The 20,045-nt window shown below is 71.8% G+C and carries 16 protein-coding genes; 11 read left to right on the forward strand and 5 right to left on the reverse strand.

Annotated features, from left to right (window positions below; genetic code table 11):
- The first annotated feature begins 8 nt into the window (after positions 1-8).
- Entirely contained in the window at positions 9-2,009 is a 2,001-nt protein-coding gene (locus ACFWJB_RS17520; RefSeq protein WP_385469392.1) for an ATP-dependent DNA helicase, read from the forward strand.
- A gap of 100 nt (positions 2,010-2,109) precedes the next feature.
- Here ACFWJB_RS17520 and lexA read toward each other — a convergent pair whose 3' ends face one another.
- Positions 2,110-2,889, reverse strand: coding sequence for a transcriptional repressor LexA (gene lexA, locus ACFWJB_RS17525; protein ID WP_385469390.1), 780 nt, complete (start codon positions 2,887-2,889; stop codon positions 2,110-2,112).
- Positions 2,890-3,452: 563 nt separating this feature from the next.
- Between lexA and nrdR the strand changes: the two genes are divergently transcribed.
- Both nrdR and ACFWJB_RS17535 read left to right on the forward strand, forming a co-directional pair.
- Positions 3,453-4,004, forward strand: coding sequence for a transcriptional regulator NrdR (gene nrdR, locus ACFWJB_RS17530; protein ID WP_386923126.1), 552 nt, complete (start codon positions 3,453-3,455; stop codon positions 4,002-4,004).
- Between the two features lie 169 nt (positions 4,005-4,173).
- On the forward strand, positions 4,174-7,068 hold the full coding sequence (locus ACFWJB_RS17535; protein ID WP_386923128.1) for a vitamin B12-dependent ribonucleotide reductase: 2,895 nt from the start codon (positions 4,174-4,176) through the stop codon (positions 7,066-7,068).
- A 65-nt stretch (positions 7,069-7,133) separates the two neighbouring features.
- Here the strand turns inward: ACFWJB_RS17535 and ACFWJB_RS17540 are convergent, their stop codons facing one another.
- Positions 7,134-7,667 carry a TerD family protein gene (locus tag ACFWJB_RS17540; protein WP_385469383.1) on the reverse strand — a complete coding sequence of 178 codons (534 nt, stop codon included), beginning with the start codon at positions 7,665-7,667 and terminating at the stop codon, positions 7,134-7,136.
- A 155-nt stretch (positions 7,668-7,822) separates the two neighbouring features.
- On the opposite strand from ACFWJB_RS17540, the gene ACFWJB_RS17545 reads away from it, so the two are divergent.
- From ACFWJB_RS17545 to ACFWJB_RS17555, 3 genes are all read left to right on the forward strand, one after another.
- The gene (locus tag ACFWJB_RS17545; protein WP_161163182.1) at positions 7,823-8,428 is read left to right on the forward strand and encodes a YdbC family protein; all 606 of its coding nucleotides are present in this window, start codon (positions 7,823-7,825) and stop codon (positions 8,426-8,428) included.
- Positions 8,429-8,490: 62 nt separating this feature from the next.
- Positions 8,491-9,150, forward strand: coding sequence for a histidine phosphatase family protein (locus ACFWJB_RS17550; protein ID WP_385469381.1), 660 nt, complete (start codon positions 8,491-8,493; stop codon positions 9,148-9,150).
- Positions 9,151-9,161: 11 nt separating this feature from the next.
- Positions 9,162-10,082 (forward strand): ADP-ribosylglycohydrolase family protein, encoded by a 921-nt coding sequence (locus ACFWJB_RS17555; protein WP_386923131.1) that lies wholly within the window; start codon positions 9,162-9,164, stop codon positions 10,080-10,082.
- Positions 10,083-10,152: 70 nt separating this feature from the next.
- Here the strand turns inward: ACFWJB_RS17555 and ACFWJB_RS17560 are convergent, their stop codons facing one another.
- Entirely contained in the window at positions 10,153-11,700 is a 1,548-nt protein-coding gene (locus ACFWJB_RS17560) for an MFS transporter (protein ID WP_386923133.1), read from the reverse strand.
- A gap of 188 nt (positions 11,701-11,888) precedes the next feature.
- Here ACFWJB_RS17560 and ACFWJB_RS17565 point away from each other — a divergent pair, with 188 nt between their 5' ends.
- The 3 genes from ACFWJB_RS17565 (at position 11,889) to ACFWJB_RS17575 (ending at position 13,990) form a co-directional block, all read left to right on the forward strand.
- On the forward strand, positions 11,889-12,506 hold the full coding sequence (locus tag ACFWJB_RS17565; protein ID WP_386923135.1) for a TetR/AcrR family transcriptional regulator: 618 nt from the start codon (positions 11,889-11,891) through the stop codon (positions 12,504-12,506).
- Between the two features lie 81 nt (positions 12,507-12,587).
- Positions 12,588-13,289, forward strand: a complete 702-nt coding sequence (locus ACFWJB_RS17570) for a ribonuclease HII (RefSeq protein WP_385469373.1) — start codon at positions 12,588-12,590, stop codon at positions 13,287-13,289.
- Positions 13,290-13,357: 68 nt separating this feature from the next.
- On the forward strand, positions 13,358-13,990 hold the full coding sequence (locus ACFWJB_RS17575) for a hypothetical protein (protein WP_386923137.1): 633 nt from the start codon (positions 13,358-13,360) through the stop codon (positions 13,988-13,990).
- Positions 13,991-14,298: 308 nt separating this feature from the next.
- On the opposite strand, the gene ACFWJB_RS17580 is transcribed toward ACFWJB_RS17575, so the two are convergent.
- Positions 14,299-14,913, reverse strand: a complete 615-nt coding sequence (locus ACFWJB_RS17580) for a hypothetical protein (protein WP_386923139.1) — start codon at positions 14,911-14,913, stop codon at positions 14,299-14,301.
- A gap of 283 nt (positions 14,914-15,196) precedes the next feature.
- The gene (locus tag ACFWJB_RS17585) at positions 15,197-17,362 is read right to left on the reverse strand and encodes a RecQ family ATP-dependent DNA helicase (RefSeq protein WP_386923141.1); all 2,166 of its coding nucleotides are present in this window, start codon (positions 17,360-17,362) and stop codon (positions 15,197-15,199) included.
- A gap of 143 nt (positions 17,363-17,505) precedes the next feature.
- On the opposite strand from ACFWJB_RS17585, the gene ACFWJB_RS17590 reads away from it, so the two are divergent.
- Positions 17,506-19,011 carry a DUF4192 domain-containing protein gene (locus tag ACFWJB_RS17590; RefSeq protein WP_385469366.1) on the forward strand — a complete coding sequence of 502 codons (1,506 nt, stop codon included), beginning with the start codon at positions 17,506-17,508 and terminating at the stop codon, positions 19,009-19,011.
- 158 nt (positions 19,012-19,169) lie between these two features.
- Positions 19,170-19,928 carry an NUDIX domain-containing protein gene (locus ACFWJB_RS17595; RefSeq protein WP_386923143.1) on the forward strand — a complete coding sequence of 253 codons (759 nt, stop codon included), beginning with the start codon at positions 19,170-19,172 and terminating at the stop codon, positions 19,926-19,928.
- Positions 19,929-20,045 lie beyond the last annotated feature (117 nt).

Raw genomic sequence — 20,045 nt, forward strand, 5'->3', positions numbered from 1 at the left:
GTCGCGCTATGACGAAGCCCTCACTCCCCGAACTCCTGCACGCCGCCGTCGCCGCCGTCGGCGGAACGGAGCGTCCCGGCCAGGTGGCCATGGCCGAAGCCGTCGCGGAAGCGATCGACGACGGCTCCCATCTGCTGGTCCAGGCCGGCACCGGCACCGGCAAGTCGCTCGGCTACCTGGTGCCCGCGCTGGCGCACGGGGAGCGCGTCGTCGTGGCCACCGCGACGCTGGCCCTGCAGCGCCAGCTCGTGGAGCGGGACCTGCCGCGCACGGTCGACGCCCTGCATCCGCAGCTCCGCCGCCGTCCGGAGTTCGCGATGCTCAAGGGCCGGTCGAACTACCTGTGCCTGCACCGCCTCCACGAGGGCGTTCCGCAGGAAGAGGAGGAGGGCCTGTTCGACCAGTTCGAGGCCGCCGCGCCCACCAGCAAGCTGGGGCAGGACCTGCTGCGGATGCGGGACTGGGCGGACGAGACGGAGACCGGCGACCGCGACGACCTCACGCCCGGCGTCTCCGACCGCGCCTGGTCGCAGGTGTCGGTGTCCTCGCGGGAGTGCCTGGGCGCCTCGAAGTGCGCCTACGGCGCGGAGTGCTTCGCGGAGACGGCCCGGGAGCGCGCCAAGCTCTCCGACGTCGTCGTCACCAACCACGCGCTGCTCGCGATCGACGCCATCGAGGGCGCGCCGGTGCTGCCGCAGCACGAGGTGCTGATCGTCGACGAGGCGCACGAGCTGGTCTCCCGGGTCACCGGCGTGGCCACGGGCGAACTCACTCCCGGCCAGGTCAACCGGGCGGTCAGGCGGGCCGCGAAGCTCGTCAACGAGAAGGCCGCCGACCAGCTCCAGACGGCCGCGGAGGGCTTCGAGCGCCTGATGGAGCTGGCCCTGCCCGGCCGGCTCGAGGAGATCCCGGAGGACCTCGGCTACGCCCTGATGGCACTGCGCGACGCCTGCCGCACGGTCATCTCCGCGATCGGCACCACGCGGGACAAGTCCGTGCAGGACGAGGACGCGGTCCGCAAGCAGGCGCTGGCCTCGGTGGAGTCCGTCCACGACGTGGCGGAGCGCATCACGCACGGCTCCGAGTGGGACGTCGTCTGGTACGAGCGGCACGAGCCCCGCGGCGGAGCCGCCTACCGGCCCAGCGGCGCCTCTCTGCGCGTGGCCCCCATGTCCGTGTCGGGGCTGCTGCGCGAGAAGCTCTTCACCGACCGCTCCGTCGTGCTGACCTCGGCGACGCTGAAGCTGGGCGGCGATTTCAACGGTGTCGGCGCCTCGCTCGGTCTCGCTCCCGAGGGCACGGAGGGCGACGACGTGCCCCAGTGGAAGGGGGTCGACGTCGGCTCGCCCTTCGACTACCCCCGGCAGGGCATCCTGTACGTCGCCAAGCATCTGGCGCGTCCCGCGCGGGACGGCGACCGCGGAGACATGCTCGACGAGCTGACGGAACTCATCCAGGCGGCCGGCGGCCGCACGCTGGGCCTGTTCTCCTCGATGCGGGCGGCCCAGCTCGCCGCCGAGGAGCTGCGGTCCCGCATCCCCGAGTACCCGATCCTCCTCCAGGGCGAGGAGACGCTCGGCGAGCTGATCAAGAACTTCGCCGCCGATCCGAAGACCTGTCTGTTCGGCACGCTGTCCCTGTGGCAGGGCGTCGACGTGCCCGGCCCCAGCTGCCAGCTGGTCGTCATGGACAAGATCCCGTTCCCGCGGCCCGACGACCCGCTGATGAGCGCCCGCCAGAAGGCGGTCGAGGAGGCCGGCGGCAACGGATTCATGGCGGTCGCCGCCACGCATGCCGCGCTGCTCATGGCGCAGGGCGCGGGGCGCCTCGTCCGGGCGTCGGGCGACCGGGGGGTGGTCGCGGTCCTGGACCAGCGGCTGGCCACGGCCCGGTACGGGAGCTATCTGAAGGCGTCCCTGCCCGACTTCTGGTTCACCACGGACCGTAACCAGGTGCGCAAGTCGCTGGCCGCCATCGACGCGGCGGCGCGGCAGACGGAAGGCGGCTGACCGAGCCCGGACAGCGCAGGACCCCGGAACCGGCGCAGAGGTTCCGGGGCCCGGTCGGGGCGGCGGGCCGCAGTCGTGCGGGATCCGCCGGGCGTGGCGCTCAGACGCGACGCAGTACGGCCACCACCTTGCCGAGGATGGTCGCGTCGTCACCGGGGATGGGCTCGTACGCCGAGTTGTGCGGGAGGAGCCAGACGTGGCCGTCCTCGCGCTTGAAGCGCTTGACGGTGGCCTCGCCGTCGAGCATCGCGGCCACGATGTCGCCGTTCTCGGCGACCGGCTGGCGGCGGACCGTGACCCAGTCGCCGTCGCAGATGGCGGCCTCGATCATGGAGTCGCCGACGACCTTCAGGACGAAGAGCTCACCGTCACCGACCAGCTGGCGGGGCAGGGGGAAGACGTCCTCCACGGACTCCTCGGCGAGGATCGGGCCACCGGCCGCGATGCGTCCGACGAGCGGGACGTACGACGCGGCGGGCTTGCCGGCGGTGTCCGTGGGCTGCACGGAGGCGGCCTGGTCGGAGCCGCGCACCTCGTAGGCGCGCGGGCGGTGCGGGTCACGGCGCAGGAATCCCTTGCGCTCCAGCGCCATCAGCTGGTGCGCGACGGAGGAGGTGCTGGAGAGGCCGACGGCCTGGCCGATCTCCCGCATCGACGGCGGGTAGCCACGTCGCTGCACGGAGTCCCTGATGACCTCGATCACCCGGCGCTGGCGGTCGGTGAGTCCCGAGCTGTCGGCCCGGATGCCGGGAGGTCGCCCCGGCAGGGAGCGCTTGGGCCCCTCGGGATTCATGGCGTCGCTCGTCGCGTGCACCGGCTCAGGTCGGCCCTGGGGGCGGTCCTGGGCAGTGATGGTGGCACTGTCGGCGGTGGTGGTCACGTCGGCCCCTCTCGATGGTCTCCCTGCTGCACAACGGTAGTAGCTTTCGAAAGGTTGCGCCAAACACACGTTCGAGTGAAAAAACGCGAATCGCCCGCCCGGAGCTGAAGTCTGGGTGTATGGCTCTCAGGTGTCCGGCGGACATAAGGGCCCATTGCTGTACTCTTCACCGCCGGGCGGTGACCTCGCCGGTGGTGCCCCAGTCTGCCATCAGGCATCCCGTTCGACGGGGACCGGCACCCATCTGTGCGGTAGTCCCACCGCCCCTCCTCGCGGCGCCCACCGTATCTCCGCATGCGCCGGGGCGGTACGGGCGCGCTCGGGGCGTACTCGCGCGCCCTGGGGGAAGTCGCTCTCCTGTGCGTACGGGCGCGACACGCGTGCAGAGCGTGAATACAGGGGCCAAGCCCCACATCTAGTGGTTGGATTGCGACAGCAGCCCACAAGTTGTGGTCCCCCCGGTCTTCGAGCCCGCCGCGATCGCCTATGCTTGGGGCTGCTTCGAGGGGCCTGAAGGGCCTCGTGAGGCTATTCGAGTCTGCTGTGAGGAGGGTTGGGATCTCATGCACTGCCCCTTCTGCAGGCACCCCGACAGCCGCGTCGTCGACAGTCGTACGACCGACGACGGAACGTCGATCCGCAGGCGCCGTCAGTGCCCCGACTGCTCCCGTCGCTTCACGACCGTGGAGACGTGCTCGCTCATGGTGGTGAAGCGGTCCGGTGTCACCGAGCCGTTCAGCCGCCTCAAGATCATCAGCGGTGTGCGCAAGGCCTGCCAGGGCCGGCCCGTCACCGAGGACGCGCTCGCCCAGCTCGGCCAGCGGGTCGAGGAGGCGGTGCGGGCCACCGGAAGTGCCGAGCTGACCACCCACGACGTGGGGCTGGCCATACTCGGCCCGCTGCAGGAGCTCGACCTCGTCGCCTACCTGCGGTTCGCCTCGGTCTACCGGGCGTTCGACTCGCTCGAGGACTTCGAGGCCGCGATCTCGGAGCTGAGGGAGGCGACGGGGCGTCCCGGCGAGGACGGCGCCGGGGCCGGCGCGGGAAGCCGGGAAGACGACCGCGGGACCACGGGGACGGCACAGGTCCCCGAGCCCGCAGGCGCCGCCGACTGACAGGCGGGCCGGATCCGGACCCCGGCGGTCCGGGCCCGGCCGGTCGGCGGCGAGTGGAAGAAGACCTGCTGCGGGCGGAGTCACCGGTGCCCGCAGCACCAGACAGAACACCGTGCCACGGGAACAATCGGGGCACTTCAGGGCGTTTTCGCCCGTACAGGGAGGCGGCATGACAGAGACGGCGAGCGGTCCGGCACGGAGCTCCCGCGCCAAGGGCACCAAGGCGGGCAAGGGACTCCGTGTCGAGCGCGTCCACACCACTCCCGGGGTCCACCCCTACGACGAGGTGGCCTGGGAGCGCCGTGACGTCGTCATGACCAACTGGCGCGACGGCTCGGTCAACTTCGAGCAGCGCGGCGTCGAGTTCCCCGACTTCTGGTCGGTGAACGCGGTCAACATCGTCACCAGCAAGTACTTCCGGGGGGCCGTCGGCACCCCGCAGCGCGAGACCGGCCTCAAGCAGCTGATCGACCGCATCGTGAAGACGTACCGGAAGGCCGGTGAGGACCACAGGTACTTCGCCTCGCCCGCCGACGCCGAGATCTTCGAGCACGAGCTGGCCTACGCCCTCCTGCACCAGATCTTCAGCTTCAACAGCCCGGTCTGGTTCAACGTCGGCACGCCCCAGCCGCAGCAGGTCTCCGCCTGCTTCATCCTGTCCGTCGACGACTCCATGGAGTCGATCCTCGACTGGTACAAGGAAGAGGGCATGATCTTCAAGGGCGGCTCCGGTGCCGGCCTGAACCTCTCCCGCATCCGCTCCTCCAAGGAGCTGCTCTCCTCCGGCGGCAACGCCTCCGGCCCGGTCTCCTTCATGCGCGGCGCCGACGCCTCCGCCGGCACCATCAAGTCCGGTGGCGCCACCCGCCGCGCCGCCAAGATGGTCATCCTCGACGTCGACCACCCCGACGTGGAGGACTTCATCGAGACCAAGGTCAAGGAGGAGGAGAAGATCCGCGCCCTGCGCGACGCGGGCTTCGACATGGACCTGGGCGGGGACGACATCACCTCCGTCCAGTACCAGAACGCCAACAACTCGGTCCGCGTGAACGACGAGTTCATGAAGGCGGTCGAGCAGGGCGGGAAGTTCGGTCTGCGCGCGCGGATGACCGGTGAGGTCATCGAGGAGATCGAGGCCAAGTCCCTCTTCCGCAAGATGGCCGAGGCCGCCTGGGCCTGCGCCGACCCGGGCATCCAGTACGACGACACCATCAACCACTGGCACACCTGCCCGGAGTCCGGCCGGATCAACGGCTCGAACCCCTGCAGCGAGTACATGCACCTGGACAACACGTCCTGCAACCTGGCCTCGCTGAACCTGATGAAGTTCCTCAAGGACGACGGCCTGGGCAACCAGTCCTTCGAGACCGAGCGCTTCCAGAAGGTCGTCGAGCTGGTCATCACCGCGATGGACATCTCGATCTGCTTCGCGGACTTCCCGACCCAGAAGATCGGCGAGAACACCCGCGCCTTCCGCCAGCTCGGCATCGGCTACGCCAACCTCGGCGCCCTGCTGATGGCCACCGGCCACGCCTACGACTCCGACGGCGGCCGCGCCCTCGCCGGTGCCATCACCTCCCTGATGACCGGCACGGCCTACCGCCGTTCCGCCGAGCTCGCCGCGGTCGTCGGCACGTACGACGGCTACGCCCGCAACGCGGACGCCCACCAGCGCGTCATGAAGCAGCACTCCGACGCCAACGGCACCGCCGTGCGCATGGACGACCTCGACACCCCGGTGTGGGCCGCCGCCACCGAGGCCTGGCAGGACGTGCTGCGCCTCGGCGAGAAGAACGGTTTCCGTAACTCGCAGGCGTCCGTGCTCGCCCCGACCGGCACCATCGGTCTGGCCATGTCCTGCGACACCACCGGTGTCGAGCCCGACCTCGCCCTGGTCAAGTTCAAGAAGCTGGTCGGCGGCGGCTCGATGCAGATCGTCAACGGCACCGTGCCGCAGGCCCTGCGCCGCCTGGGCTACCAGGAGGAGCAGATCGAGGCGATCGTCGCCCACATCGCCGAGAACGGCAACGTGATCGACGCCCCCGGCCTCAAGCCCGAGCACTACGAGGTCTTCGACTGCGCCATGGGCGAGCGCGCCATCTCCCCGATGGGCCACGTCCGCATGATGGCCGCGATCCAGCCGTGGATCTCCGGCGCCATCTCCAAGACGGTCAACATGCCGGAGACGGCGACCGTCGAGGAGGTCGAGGAGATCTACTACGAGGCCTGGAAGCTCGGCGTCAAGGCGCTCGCGATCTACCGGGACAACTGCAAGGTCGGCCAGCCGCTCTCCGCGAAGACCAAGGACAAGGAGAAGGCCGAGGTCACCGAGAAGGCCGAGGAGACGATCCGCGCCGCGGTCGAGAAGGTGGTCGAGTACCGCCCGGTCCGCAAGCGCCTCCCGAAGGGCCGCCCCGGCATCACCACCTCGTTCACGGTCGGTGGCGCCGAGGGCTACATGACCGCCAACTCCTACCCGGACGACGGTCTCGGCGAGGTCTTCCTGAAGATGTCCAAGCAGGGCTCGACTCTCGCGGGCATGATGGACGCCTTCTCCATCGCGGTCTCCGTCGGCCTCCAGTACGGCGTGCCGCTGGAGACGTACGTCTCGAAGTTCACCAACATGCGCTTCGAGCCGGCCGGCATGACGGACGACCCGGACGTGCGGATGGCGCAGTCGATCGTCGACTACATCTTCCGCCGCCTGGCGCTGGACTTCCTGCCCTTCGAGACCCGCTCCGCGCTCGGCATCCACTCGGCCGAGGAGCGCCAGCGGCACCTGGAGACGGGTTCGTACGAGCCGTCCGACGACGAGGTCGACGTCGAGGGCCTGGCCCAGTCGGCCCCGCTCGCCCAGGAGCTGAAGGCCGTCGCCACGCCGAAGGCCGAGGTCGAGGCGGCCAAGCCCGCCCCGAAGCAGGCGCACACCAGTGCCGAGCTGGTGGAGATGCAGCTGGGCATCCAGGCCGACGCCCCGCTGTGCTTCTCCTGCGGCACGAAGATGCAGCGGGCCGGTTCCTGCTACATCTGCGAGGGCTGCGGCTCGACCAGCGGCTGCAGCTGACCGGTAGGACCACATGAGTGAGGGGCGCCGGCCACGGCCGGCGCCCCTCACTCGTGCCATCGCGGTCAGGGCCGGCGCGACGCGCCCATCGTGCCGGTGAAGGCCGCCGGGTCGCCCTCGAAGCCGTGGACACCGGGGCGGAACTCCCACGCCCCCGTCTCGTCCCGGACGAACTCCGCGACCGTGGCCGCCGTCGCCGCCGGAACGCCGGCGAAGTCGTCCTCGGCCAGCACGGTGTAGCCCTCCCGAATGCGCAGGCCCGGGCTGGTCACACCGCCGAAGGTCAGGTCTCCGGAGCGCTGCTGTATGACGACCCCGACGACCACGCGCGCGTACCGGGCGTCGAGCCGCTCCAGCTCCAGCCTCATGACCTCGTCGTAGCCGAAGCCCTTGCCGTCCTTGCTGTCCCGGTCGAGATGGATCGTGCCGTCGGGGGAGCGGCTGTCGAAGTGCACCACGTAGGAGGGATCACCGTACGGATCGTCCGCCGGATACGTCCCGGCGACGACGTCCAGGTCCGCGGGTGGCTCTCCCGCCGGACTCGGATCCCAACGCAGCGCGACCTCGACCTTGCGGATCCCCTTGCTGAGGCCGTTCACAGACTTCCCCTTCCCCGGTTCTGTTTGCCCCGCCACCCCAACTGCCGAGCGGTGTCGGCCGGTTGTCCATCCTGCCATGTGCCGGTGGACGGCAGTGGGGGAGCGGTCCGTCCAAGAGTGACCGGTGCCACGTTCCCTGGCCTTACCATGGCGCGGTGCTGGTCAAGTGGATTCGCTGCACCGTGGTCGACCGCCGCGGTTTCGAGCGGGGGCAGCGGAAGTGGGCGGGGCTTCCGGGTGAGCCGGGTTTCCGGGGGCAGGGGGGCGGCTGGAGCCGGGGACGGCCGGATGTGGCGCATGTCTTCGCCTTCTGGGAGAGCAGGGCTTTCTACGACTCCTTCATGGCGCGCTCGCACGACCGGCTCGCCTCGGCACAGGCCGGTACCTTCAAGGACGCCCAGGTCCGGCTCTTCGATCACCGGTTCGACGTGAAGACCGGGTTCGAACCCCGTTTCACGGACGCCGACCTGCTGCGGGTGGCACTCTGCCGCGCCCACGAGGACCGGGCCGAGCACTACGTGCTGATGCAGGAGAAGGTCTGGAACCCCGCGATGGCCGGCTCGCCCGGCATGATCCGCGGCCTGTTCGGGGAGGCGCCCGGCCACGAGTACCTGGTGCTGTCGATGTGGCGGTCGGCCGCCGAGCACGGCAAGTACCGCGCCGAGCGGGTGGAGCGGCTCGCGCTGCGTGCCCAGACGGAGGCCGACGTGGCGGCCCTCACGGGGGACATCGTCCAGCTGGAACCCTCCTGGACCGTGTGACCTCTGTCGTACTGGGCAGGTGGGAGTCCTCGGTTCCGCGTTTCACGATCTAGGGTTCTGGCATGGCACGACCACGGCGCATCGTTCTCGTCCGGCACGGCGAGTCGGTCGGCAACCACGACGACTCCGTGTACGAGCGCGAGCCCGACCACGCGCTGGCCCTGACCGAGCAGGGCTGGGCGGAGGCCGAGGAGACGGGCAAGAAGCTGCGCGAGGTGTTCGGCCGTGAACGCGTCAGCGTGTACGTCTCCCCGTACCGCCGCACGCACGAGACCCTGCGCGCCTTCCACCTCGACCCGGGGCTCATACGGATCCGGGAGGAGCCCCGGCTGCGCGAGCAGGACTGGGGGAACTGGCAGGACCGCGCCGACGTGCGCCTGCAGAAGGCCTACCGCGACGCCTACGGCCACTTCTTCTACCGCTTCGCGCAGGGCGAGTCCGGTGCCGACGTCTACGACCGGGTCGGCGGCTTCCTGGAGAGCCTGTTCCGCAGCTTCGAGGACCCCGACCATCCGCCGAACGTCCTCCTGGTCACCCACGGCCTGGCGATGCGCCTGTTCTGCATGCGGTGGTTCCACTGGACGGTCGCCGAGTTCGAGTCGCTGTCCAACCCCGGGAACGGAGAGTTCCGGATGCTCGTCCTCGGCGAGGACGGCAAGTACACCCTGGACCGGCCCTTCGAACGCTGGCGGGAACCGGAGCCGTACGGGATCACGGGATAGGGTGCTGGGCGATGACCGCTCATTCATCTCCTGACGGGCGCCTGGACCGGGCCCTGGCCAGCCTGCGCGGACTGTCGGTGGGGGACGCGCTGGGCTCACAGTTCTTCGTGCCCGCGAACTACCCGCTGCTCAAGCGCCGCGAGCTGCCGCCCGGAATCTGGCAGTGGACCGACGACACCGAGATGGCCGCCTCCGTGGTCGCCGTCCTGGCCGCCCACCACCGCATCGACCAGGACGCCCTGGCCCACTCCTTCGCCGAACACCACGACTTCGACCGCGGCTACGGGCCGGCGGTCAACCGGCTGCTGCGGCTGGTCCGCGAGGGCGGCGACTGGCGCGAACTCGCCGCCGCGCTCTTCAACGGCCAGGGCTCCTGGGGCAACGGCGCCGCGATGCGCATCGCTCCCCTGGGCGCCTGGTACGCGGACGACCCCGAGCAGGCGACGCACCAGGCCGAGATCTCGGCTTACCCCACGCATCAGCACCGCGAGGCGGTGGTCGGTGCCATGGCGGTCGCCGCCGCGGCCGCGCTGGCGGCTTCGGCCGACGGGCCGCCCGACGGGCACGCGCTCCTCGACGGGGTGATCGCCCTCGTGCCGAAGAGCGCTGTCGGCGCCGGGCTGCGCCGCGCCCGGGACATGCTCGACTACGGCGACGCGGCCACCGTCGCCGCCGTGCTGGGCTGCGGCAGGCGTACGACCGCCCACGACACCGTGCCCTTCGCGCTCTGGTCCGCCGCGCGCTCCCTCGACGACTACGAGCGGGCCTTCTGGACGACCGCCCAGGTCGGCGGGGACGTGGACACGACCTGCGCGATCGTGGGCGGGGTGATCGCCGGCTCCGGGCGGGCGGGCGCGCCACCGGCCGAGTGGGCGGACCGGACCGAGGCGCTGCCGAGCTGGATGGCCGTAGCCGGCGGACCGGCCGGGTGACTCGTCGGCCGCCGCCCCGGCGTACGGGGAGGCGGCGGCCGCCGCGTGTGAGGGCCGTCCGGCCCGGCCATCACCCCGTCCCGGCCCCTGCCTTCCCGGCGAGAGCCTCCAGGTCGCTCCTGCGGACCCGGATCATCAGCCAGGCGGTGACCAGGGCGAGGACGGCCATGGCCGCGGCGGGGATGAAGGCCGCCGAGATGCCCTCGGCCAGTATCTGGTGCGCCCAGGGAGCGGGCAGCTGGTGCGTCCGGGCGAACTCCGCCTTCTGCTCGGGCGTGCTGTTGGCGAGGAAGTCCGGCACCAGTCTGGCTGCCTCGTCCTTGCTGGCCGTGCCGAACACGGTCGTCAGGATGGCCAGGCCGATCGACCCGCCCACCTGCTGCATCGCGTTGAGTAGCCCGGACGCCGCGCCGGCTTCGTGTGGCGCGACTCCGGAGACCGCGGTGAGCGTCAGAGTCACGAAGTTCAGGCCCATGCCGAAGCCGAAGATCAGCATCGGGCCCAGGATGCCGCCCACGTAGGAGCTGTCGGAGCTGATCAGGGCCTGCCAGCCGAGTCCGATCGCCGCGAGCGCCGAGCCCACGAGCATGAACGGCTTCGGACCGAACAGGGGCAGGAAGCGCTGGGACAGACCCGCGCCGATCGCGATGACGACCGTGACCGGCAGGAAGGCGAGGCCGGCCTGGATCGGGGTGTAGCCCAGTACGTTCTGGACGAACAGCACGATGTAGAAGAACATGCCGAACATCGCGGCGGCGAGGCACAGCATGATCACGTAGGTGCCGGAGCGGTTGCGGTCGGCGAACATCTTCAACGGGGTGATCGGTTCCCTGGCCCGCGACTCGATGAGCGTGAAGGCCAGCAGCAGCACCGCCGCCGCAGCGAAGGACCCGATGGTGAGGGTGTCCCGCCAGCCCTGGTCCGCGGCACGGATGAAGCCGTAGACGAGGGATGCCATGCCTGCCGTCGAGGTCACCGCCCCGGCGATGTCGAAGCGTCCGGTGTGCCGCTCGGACTCGCTGATGTAGACCGGCGTCAGCACGGCGATCAGCAGGCCGATCGGCACGTTGACGAAGAGCACCCAGCGCCAGTCGAGCCACTCGGTGAGCATGCCGCCCGCGAGCAGGCCGATGGCGCCGCCGCCCGCGGAGACGGCCGCGAAGACTCCGAAGGCCCGGTTCCGCTCCGGGCCCTCCGGAAAGGTGGTCGTGATGAGCGCCAGCGACGTGGGCGAGGCGATGGCGCCTCCCATGCCCTGCAGGACGCGTGCGGCCAGCAACTGCCAGGGCTCCTGGGCGAAGCCGCCGAGCAGCGAGGCGAAGGTGAAGAGCAGGATGCCGGTCATGAAGACGCGGCGCCGGCCGAGGATGTCACCGGCCCGGCCGCCGAGCAGCAGCAGCCCGCCGAAGGTGAGCGTGTAGGCACTGACGACCCATGTGAGGTCGGTGGTGCTGAACGCGAGTGCCTCTTGAATGTGCGGGAGCGCGATGTTCACAATCGTCGCGTCCAGTACCACCATGAGTTGGCAGGCCGCGATGACCGTCAGCGCGATGCCGGGCCGTCCCTCCCGGCGGGCGGCTCCCGGCTTCCGGTCTTTGATCAGGGAAGAGGTCGTCACTATGTGTCCCCCACGAATGACTTAGTGAACGCTCGCGTTCACTGTTGAGTCAACGGTAGTGACTCCCTGACAGTGAACGCAAGCGTTCACTCCCGCAGTTGCCGCGCGCGTGTCCCCGTCCCCCGTTGTGGGAGCGCGTCGCGCACCCGTCCCCGAACACCCGCTCTCTGCTTCCAGGAGACCCCCGAATGGTTCCCTCGCCCTGGACCGCCCCCGCCCCGACGCCCTCCCGCCGGCGTGGTGCGGTCCTCGAACGCGCGATCCTCGATGCCGCGCTGGAGCAGCTCGGCACCGTCGGCTGGAACGGCCTGACGATGGAGGGTGTGGCCGCCGGCGCCCAGACGGGCAAGGCGGCGGTCTACCGCCGCTGGTCGTCCAAGGAGGAACTCGTCGCGGACGCCCTGCGGTCGGGGCTGCCGGGCTTCGATGCCGTGCCCGACCTCGGGAGCGTGCGCGACGACCTCCTGGCGCTCTGCCGGCGGGCTCGCGACGCGATGTTCTCGCGCCCAGGGTTCGCCCTGCGGGCGGTCATTCACGAATGCGACACGATGCAGGCGGAGCGCTTCCATGCGGTGATCCTCGAAGGGGTCGTCGAGCCGACCATCACGATGCTCCGGGAAGTCATCACCCGTGGAATAGAGCGCGGAGAGGTGCGTGAGGCGGCGGCCAACGGTTATGTCTTCGACGCTGTACCGGCGATGATGATGTACCGATCGAAGATTCGCGGCAGTGAATGGTCGGATCAGGAGATCGAGGAGATGGTCGACTGCATGATGGTCCCGCTGCTGCGCCCCGCAGGCGCCTGATCCCCGGCTTCGAGAGGTGCGGCGCCGTTCCGGGAACCGGGGTGTCACGGGACGCCCGGGGCGGCGTAGGCTAAGGACGCCATGCCGTACGAACCACCTACTCACACCGTCGAGCGCTCACTCCGCGCCACGACCGGAGCCAAGGTCATCGCCGGTGTCGACGAGGTGGGGCGCGGCGCGTGGGCGGGTCCCGTAACCGTCTGCGCCGCGGTCACCGGACTGCGTCGGCCCCCGGTGGGCCTCACCGACTCCAAGCTGCTCACCGTCAAGCGACGGACCGAGCTCGCCACGGAGCTGCGGGGCTGGGTGACTTCCTACGCCCTGGGGCACGCCTCTCCGGAGGAGATCGACGCACTGGGGATGACCGCGGCGCTGCGACTGGCCGCGGTGCGTGCCCTGGAGACCCTGCCCGTCCGCCCCGACGCCGTCATCCTCGACGGCAAGCACGACTATCTCGGGGCGCCCTGGCGGGTCCGTACGGTGATCAAGGGCGACCAGTCCTGCGTGGCTGTCGCGGCGGCTTCGGTGCTCGCCAAGGTCCAACGCGACAAAATGATGGCCGAACTGGGTATCGACCATGCAGACTTCGGTTTCGCGGACAACGCCGGGTATCCGTCGCCCGTGCACAAGGCCGCACTGGCGGAGCGGGGTCCCACCCCGTACCACCGGTTGTCGTGGGCGTATCTTGATGCGCTGCCCCGGTGGCGGCACCTCAAGAAGGTCCGCACCTGGGTGGACGGAAACGTTCCGGAGATCGAGGGCCAGCTCGGCTTCGACTTCTGACGGTTCCGCTCGCAGGCATGCGCCACCCGCCGACGCGAGCCGCACCAACGTTTGATAAAAATCAGCTCATGCCTCTCATTCCCGAGGAGCCTCAGATTCACGAGAAGGCCCAGGGTCCCCGCGCCACTCCGGCCAGTGGCCGCACCGCGCCGACCCCCCGCCCCGTACCCGGCCCCCGTCCCGCGGCCCCGCCGCGCCCCGGTCGCCCCGGCCCCCTGCGGCCGGCGCCGCCGGCGCAACGCACCTCGCGCGACGCGGCCCCGGCCAAGACCGGACCCTCGGGTCCGGCCACTCCCGCCGCCACCGCGGCCGGCCTGCAGATCCAGCTGATCCCGGCTTCTCCCGAGGGCGCGCTCGACGCGGCCGAGGAGGCCGTGGACCTGCTCCTGGACTCGGGTCGCACCCCCGGTGACGTGCTGGTGGTGACCACCGGTGATCCGCACCCGTGGGCCGCCCACGAACTGTCCTTCGGCGACGCCGCCTACTGGGCGCAGCACGACGCGGGCGACGACGTCTTCTACGCGGACGCCGCCGTCGCCGACCGTGCCGCGTCACGTCCCGTGGTCGTCGTCGCGCTCAACGGCGGCCCCGAAGACGCTGCCGTCACCGCCCTGTCGGCGGCCCACTCCCGGGCGGGCACCCTGTTGATCGTCTGCGGTGACCCGCAGCGGATCAACTCGGTGCTGGGCGCGAGCGCCTGAGCCCTGCGCGTCACGGGTGCCGGACGCCGGCCGCTGAGGCCGGGCAGGACGCCGGCACCGCCGCGCCGGCGACGGACGGCGGCGGCATCGGCGGGTCCCGGCGGCCGACGTCGGCCGGGCGCACCGCCGCCCGCCCGCGGTGGGAGCCGGTACGCCGAAGTGCGGCCGCCCACGGTCCTGTTGCGGGGCACGGGGGCGTACGGACGGCGCCGGGCGCACCGGTCGTGTCCGGCGGGGACGGGTGGCGCCGACGGTCCCGCCGGGCCCCGCTCCGGTGGTGCGGGCCGGCGTACCGGCAGCACCGTCGCTCAGCGGGCCGCCGCGCGGCGCAGTACCTCCGAGGCGACACCGCCGGTACGCGGCGGCGGGGGCGGTGCCTCCGACAGGGCGAACGGCTCCGGTGCCGACGTCGCGTTGGGCCGGCGGCCGCCACGGCCCTCACCGAGGACCTGCCATCCGTCGCGGGTCAGCGTGATGTACGCCCCGCAGCGCAGCCCGTGCAGTGTGCAGGCGTCGCGCAGTCCCCACATCCACGCGCCGTCCTCCTCCGTCCAGCGCGCGTCGCCCTCCCGGCAGTAGAGCAGTACGGCGGTGCGCACCGGAGTGCGGCGCCGCAGGTCGTGCGGGATGACCCGGCGGAGCTGGGCGAGCAGCGCGTTGCGGAACATCCATCCGTCGGCCGGTGCGCGGCGGCTGGTGAACGAGGCGCTCGCGCGCACCCGTTCGTCCGGATCGAGCACGGCCACGATCGCGGTGGCCGGCCCGGGACGGTGCCGCGCGTGCAGACCGCTGACGACCTCCCGCGGATTGCGCAGCAGCGGGATCCCGGCCGAGGCCCACTCCGCGGGTTCGAGCAGGCGGGTGGCGGAGGCGTTGGACGGCGACAAAGACGCCGCCGAGGACGAGGCGAATCCGAAGGTCACGTTCCTCCCTTCGGCTACGCGCCCACACTGCGGGCGGGGTCGGATTCGGGGGAGCGCGCACCGCAGTGAAGCCCTGCCGGGACACGGACGAGCCGTGCGGGGAGCGGACTTCAATTCTTCCTGTCGAACTGGGATGCGGCAACGAGCAATTGGGACCGTCGACCGTTATCGGATGATGCGCGTTCTATATCCCTACCCAGACGGACCCCGGGCGACGCATGGGGCGCACCGCCCCGACGGGCGGTGAGCGACCCCCTGCGGCCGTGCGCGTACCGGCGGCCGGTCAGCCCTGCACGGCCAGGACCAGGGGCAACACCCCCGGCGCGCCCGCGCGACGGAGCAGCCGGGCGGCGACCGCGAGGGTCCAGCCGGTCTCCATGTAGTCGTCCACGAGGAGCACCGGACCGTCCTGACCGCTGAGCGCGGCGGCAAGGGCGGGCGGCACCGCGAGCATCCCGTCGAGCGCCTTGAGGCGCTGCGCGCTGTTGCTGCGGGACATCGGCGGCGCGTCACCCGTGTACTCGACCGAACCGAGCAGGGGCAGCCGGCCCACCTCGGCGATGCGCGCACCGAGCGAGTGGATCAGCCGCGGGCGCGAGCGCGAGGCGACCGTCACGACTCCGGCGGGACGCGGCGGGGCGTCGGCGGCGCCGGAGGCCCAGCCGCCCGGCCCCTTCGCCCAGTCGGCCAGCACCGTCACGACGGCCTTCGCGACGTCGTCCGGCACCGGGCCGTCCGGAGCGTGGGCCGTCAGCATCGGGCGCAGCCGGTTGCCCCAGCCGATGTCCGAGAGGCGGCCCAACGCCCGCCCCGGCGCCGCCTGTTCCCCGGCGGGGATACGGCCCTTCAGCTCGACGCCGATCGCCGGGAGGCCGGTCGGCCACATCCGGCGCGGCTCCACCTCGACACCGGCCCGGCCCAGGTCGACCCGCGCTGCGTCCAGGGCGGCGGTGGAGGTGTCCGCCGTGAAGCGCGGGCCGGCGCAGTTGTCGCAGTGGCCACAGGGTTTGGCGCCCTCGTCGTCCAACTGGCGCTGGAGGAACTCCATCCGGCAGTCCGTCGTCGACGCGTAGTAGCGCATCGCCTGCTGCTCGGCCCTGCGCTGCCGGGCGACCCAGTCGTACCGCTCGGCGTCGTACGTCCACGGCCGGCCGGTCGCGGTCCAGCCGCCCTTGACCCGCTTCACCGCCCCGTCCACGTCGAGGACCTTGAGCATGGTCTCCAGACGGGAGCGGCGCAGCTCCACCAGAGGTTCCAGCGCGGGCAGCGACAGGGGCCGCTCGGCGTGTGCGAGGACGTCGAGGGTGCGGCGCACCAGGTCCTCGGCGGGGAAGGCCAGCGAGGCGAAGTAGGCCCAGATCGCCTCGTCCTCCTTGCCGGGCAGCAGGAGCACCTCGGCGTGATCGACACCGCGTCCGGCGCGGCCGACCTGCTGGTAGTACGCGATGGGGGAGGAGGGCGAGCCGAGGTGCACCACGAAGCCCAGGTCAGGCTTGTCGAACCCCATCCCCAGCGCCGAGGTGGCGACCAGGGCCTTGACCCGGTTGGCGAGCAGGTCGTCCTCGGCCTGCTGCCGGTCGGCGTTCTCGGTCCGGCCCGTGTAGGAGGCGACGGTGTGGCCACGCTGCCGGAGGAAGGCGGTGACTTCTTCGGCCGCGGCCACCGTGAGTGTGTAGATGATGCCGGAGCCCGGCAGCTCGTGGAGGTGGTCGGCGAGCCAGGCCATCCGGTGCGCGGCGTCGGACAGCCGCAGCACGTTCAGACTGAGGCTCTCCCGGTCCAGCGGTCCGCGCAGCACCAGGGCGTCCGACGTGCCCCCGGTGCCCAGCTGCTCCGCGACGTCGGCGGTGACGCGGGCGTTGGCGGTGGCGGTCGTCGCCAGGACCGGCACGCCGGGCGGGAGATCACTGAGCATCGTGCGCAGCCGCCGGTAGTCCGGGCGGAAGTCGTGGCCCCAGTCGGAGATGCAGTGTGCCTCGTCCACCACCAGCAGTCCGGTGGCGGCGGCGAGCTCGGGCAGCACCTGGTCGCGGAAGTCGGGGTTGTTGAGCCGCTCCGGACTCACCAACAGGACGTCCACCTCGCCGGCGGCGATCTCGTCCTGGACGGCGCCCCACTCCTCGGTGTTGGAGGAGTTGATGGTCCGGGCGCGGATACCGGCGCGGGCCGCTGCCTCGACCTGGTTGCGCATCAGCGCGAGCAGCGGGGAGACGATCACCGTGGGGCCGCTGCCGCGGTCCCGCAGCAGCGCGGTGGCCACGAAGTAGACCGCGGACTTGCCCCACCCCGTCCGCTGGACGACCAGGGCCCGGCGCCGGTCCGCGACGAGCGCCTCGATCGCCCGCCACTGGTCCTCCCGCAGGCGGGCCGCGCCGGAGGAGTCCCCGACGAGACGGGCGAGGACCGTGTCGGCCGCTGTCCGGAGATCCGCGTTGTTCGTGTGCTCCATGCGTTCCATACAACAGGACGGGACCGACAGCCGGCGCGACGGGCGGGAGGAGTGGGGATCACCGAAGACTGCTGTGACGTGTCCCTGATTGAAGTTATCCACAGGGCAAAGCGGAACATTCTGATCCGCGAGATCGTCGGGCCATGACGAACCACAGCGAAGCGACCGGATCCGCGGAGAACGGCGACATCACCGGACCCGCCCCGGACCGGGCGGCACGGGCCTCGTACGACGGCGCCGGTGACGAGCCGCAGGTCACCCTGCGCACCCCGGCCGAACTGGCGGACGCCCTGCCCTACCTTCTCGGATACCGACCCGAGGACAGCATCGTCCTGGTCGCCCTGCGCGACAGGGACGGACGGGGCCGGTTCGGAGGCCGGGCCCGGCTGGGCATCCCCGCGAACAGGGAGGACTGGCCGAGCGCGGCCGGGCAGCTGGTCCACGGCCTGGTGACCGGCAGCGAGCGCCGCGGTGCCCGGCCCGAGCAGATGGTCGCCTACCTCTGCCAGGAACCGCCCCGGGGCGAGTCCGGCCGGCAGGTGATGGAGCGCCTGCGGCCACTGGCCCAGAAGCTGCGTGTCGAGTGCGGTGCCCTCGACGTCCCGGTGGTCGAGGCGCTGTGCATCTCGGACGGGCGCTTCTGGTCGTACTGCTGCGACGACGAGACCTGCTGCCCGTCCGAGGGCGTCCCGATGGGACTGCCCGGCACGTCCGTGCTGGCCGCGGCGGCCACCTACGCCGGGATCCAGGTGCGCGGCTCGCTGCGCGAGCTGCGGGCCAGGCTGCTCCCGTGGGAGCACTCCGCGGCCCACGAGCAGGAGGCCGCCCTGGACTCGGCCGGCATGACGATCGTCTCCCGGCTCCTCGACGACGCGAGGCGCGCGGACGTCGCCGACGAGACGCTCGCCCTGGCCGAACGGGTCATGGGCCGCCTGGCCGGCGCTCCCGCGGTGTCCGGCATGCCCGCGGAAGACCTGCGGGACGACCGGCTGCTCGGACACGACGAGGCCGCGGCGCTGATCCTCGGCCTCCAGGACCGCACGACCCGCGATCGCGCGGCGGCCTGGATGGAGGGTGAGGAAGCGGGCCCCGCGCTGCGGCTGTGGCGCGCCCTGGCCCGCCGCTGCGTCGGGCCGTACGGCGAACACGCCGCGGCGCCGCTCACCCTCGCGGGATGGGTCGCCTGGTCGGCCGGCGACGAGCTCGAGGCCCGGGAGGCCCTGGCCATGGCACTCGGTGCGGACCCGGACTACCTCTTCGCCCGGCTCCTGCACCAGGCCTGCAACGAGGGTCTGGACCCCGAGTCGGTCCGCCGCTGCCTGCGCGCCGAGCGTGCCGGCACGGGGCGGGCCGAGGCCGCCGCGCCGGACGGCGGCGCGACCTCCGGGGATGAGCCGGCCGCCGGGCCGGTGCCGTGCGCGACGGCCGGAGACCCGGCGCAGAGGACTTCCGTCCGTCGGCGCCGGACGCGTTCGGATGCGGTCGCCGAAGGTGCCGTCCGTCGCCCTGGCCCGGGGACGAACGTGACACGGACACGCGATGCCGCGGGCGCCGCACGTCCCGGCGGCGCGCGGCAGGCCCGTACGCGCCCACGGGGACCGGGCAAGGAGGGCACGGGCAAGGGGGCCACGGGCGGGCGGCGCACCTGATGCGGGAGGGACGGTGACCGACGGCGTGACCTGGTGCGACGGGGCCCGCTCGATGCCGGTCCGCGGGCGACGGGGCGGAGGACGCACGGCCTGGACCGGTCACCGAAGCGGCCCGGGAAGGGAGTGTTTATCGTCAGGCAGACGACTATGATCGCCGCATGCCCTACGACCCGTCAGCCTTCCCGCCCTTCGCCGTCACCGTGGACCTGGTCGTGCTGACCGTGCGCCGCCACTCCCTGTGCGCGCTGGCGGTGCGCCGGGGCGAGTCGCCGTACCGGGGGCGCTGGGCCCTGCCGGGCGGTTTCGTGCGGGCCGACGAGGACCTGGCGCAGGCGGCGGCGAGGGAGCTGGCCGAGGAGACGGGGCTGCGCGTCCACGACCCCGCCGCGCCCGCCCAGGACAACGGTGCCCATCTGGAGCAGCTAGCGACGTACGGCGACCCGAAGCGCGACCCCCGGATGCGCGTGGTCAGTGTCGCGCATCTCGCGCTCGCCCCCGACCTGCCCGCGCCCCGGGCGGGCGGCGACGCCAGCAACGCGCGCTGGGCACCGGTCGAGGAACTGCTGGAACAGGGCGGTTTCGGCAGCGACGGCGAGCCGCTGGCACCGCTCGCCTTCGACCACGCCCAGATCCTGGCGGACGGGGTGGAACGGGCCCGTTCCAAGATCGAGTACTCGTCGCTGGCCACCGCGTTCTGTCCGCCCGAGTTCACCGTCGGCGAACTGCGGCGCGTCTACGAGGCGGTGTGGAGCGTGTCCCTCGACCCGCGCAACTTCCACCGCAAGGTGACGGGCACGCCAGGCTTCCTCGTCCCCACCGGCGGGACGACCACCCGCCAGGGCGGCCGCCCGGCCCAGCTCTTCCGAGCCGGCGGCGCGACACTCCTCAACCCCCCGATGCTGCGCCCCGAGGTGTGACGCCGGGCCCGGCCGGGCCCCGGAGCGAAGGCGAGCGACGGACCGGCACAATCGATCCATTGCACCCGGAAAGCCGCACGGTGCCCGAAATGTAAGGTTTCGCGCGCTATCTTGCTG

Origin of the sequence: Streptomyces sp. NPDC127100, assembly GCF_042724095.1 — a bacterium.
Taxonomy (GTDB): Bacteria; Actinomycetota; Actinomycetes; order Streptomycetales; family Streptomycetaceae; genus Streptomyces.